This is a genomic window from Novosphingobium naphthalenivorans NBRC 102051 (genome assembly GCF_001590985.1).
Classification (GTDB): Bacteria; Pseudomonadota; Alphaproteobacteria; order Sphingomonadales; family Sphingomonadaceae; genus Novosphingobium; species Novosphingobium naphthalenivorans.
The window spans coordinates 1-1,138 of record NZ_BCTX01000204.1 but is presented as its reverse complement, the minus strand read 5'-3'; the positions used below and the strand labels follow the sequence as shown (position 1 = coordinate 1,138).

Here is a 1,138-nt window from a genome sequence, read left to right as displayed (position 1 = left end):
AGAGCATCAAGGCTCAACTTGACTTCAACACCACGCTCGGCCGCCTGCAGGAGAGCATGGATAATTTGACTGCCGACATGGTCCTCCTTGAATATGTACATTTCAAGCAAGATCCGACGCCGAGCTTTCCCGATGTCAGCGTTCATCGCCTCGAACAGGTCGTCTCCCTCCGTGAAGATCGTATGATCCTCGACATCGGGCTCTCTATTCTCCAAGGCGGCCTTCGCATCGAACGCAAATCATTATGTCGCTAGAACCTGCCGAAGGTATCGGTTGAGCGAACAATCGCCTTATGCCGTCGACAAGTTCAACGATCATTTCGCTGGCTGGCCTTGCATCATGCTCTGCTGATCGAGCATCTGCTCCATCATTTGCTGCATCATGTCCATGCGAGCCTGCATTCGGCCCATCATCGCGGAATTGTCGCCCGAGCTGTCGCCGCCCATCTTCATCCCTCTCATACCGTTCATGCCGCTCATTTTGTCCATCCCACCCATCATCTGGTGCATGGACTGCATCTGTTCCTTCATGAGTTGCATGTGCTCGTGCATCAGCTGCATGCGCTCGCTTCCTTGGGCATCCTTCGCCTGTGCCATCAGGGCTTGCATGCGCTCGAAGCGCTGGGCCATCTGCTGCGAGTCAGCGCTTTGCGCGGCCTGGGGCGCAGGCTCGGCGAGCGCGACCGGTGCTGCTGCGACCAATAGAGCTGCCAGCGGGGCGAGATAGAGCTTGTTCATGTCATTCTCCTCAAGAGATTGGGCAACATTTCGATTGAACAGGGCCAATGTGGGATCATTCGCTCAGATCTTTTCGGCGTTCATCGAATTCTTCTTTGCTGATCTCGCCCTTGGCATAACGCTCTTCAAGGATTTGGCGCGCACGTGACCGGGTTCCTCCGCGCGTCACCTGGCGAAGAAGGAGGACCGCGAGCACAATAACTACGCCCCAGAACAGGAGCATTCCGAATCCGCCGAACATTCCATAGCCCCAGTTCATCATGAGCTTGCTTCCTCCAATGCGCATCCAGTGTGCGCAAGAACTGCTTTTGCCGTGCTACTTCGGGCCAGGGTGCGATCACCAGCGTCCGATGACGATATCCTGGTTTCGGCTATCATCTTTAATCTCCATCAAGGTTTGA

General features: G+C 55.3%; 3 protein-coding genes. 1 reads left to right on the top strand and 2 read right to left on the bottom strand.

Annotated features, from left to right (window positions below; genetic code table 11):
• Positions 1-254: hypothetical protein (locus tag NN5_RS26505; RefSeq protein ID WP_169801061.1), on the top strand; the 254-nt coding region annotated here is incomplete at its 5' end.
• 60 nt (positions 255-314) lie between these two features.
• Here the strand turns inward: NN5_RS26505 and NN5_RS24715 are convergent.
• A complete protein-coding gene (locus tag NN5_RS24715) occupies positions 315-737 on the bottom strand; it encodes a hypothetical protein (protein WP_067739372.1) in 423 nt (140 codons plus the stop codon).
• A 55-nt stretch (positions 738-792) separates the two neighbouring features.
• Complete coding sequence (locus NN5_RS24710) at positions 793-999, bottom strand: SHOCT domain-containing protein (RefSeq protein WP_067739369.1); 207 nt, start codon at positions 997-999, stop codon at positions 793-795.
• Positions 1,000-1,138: the final 139 nt, after the last annotated feature.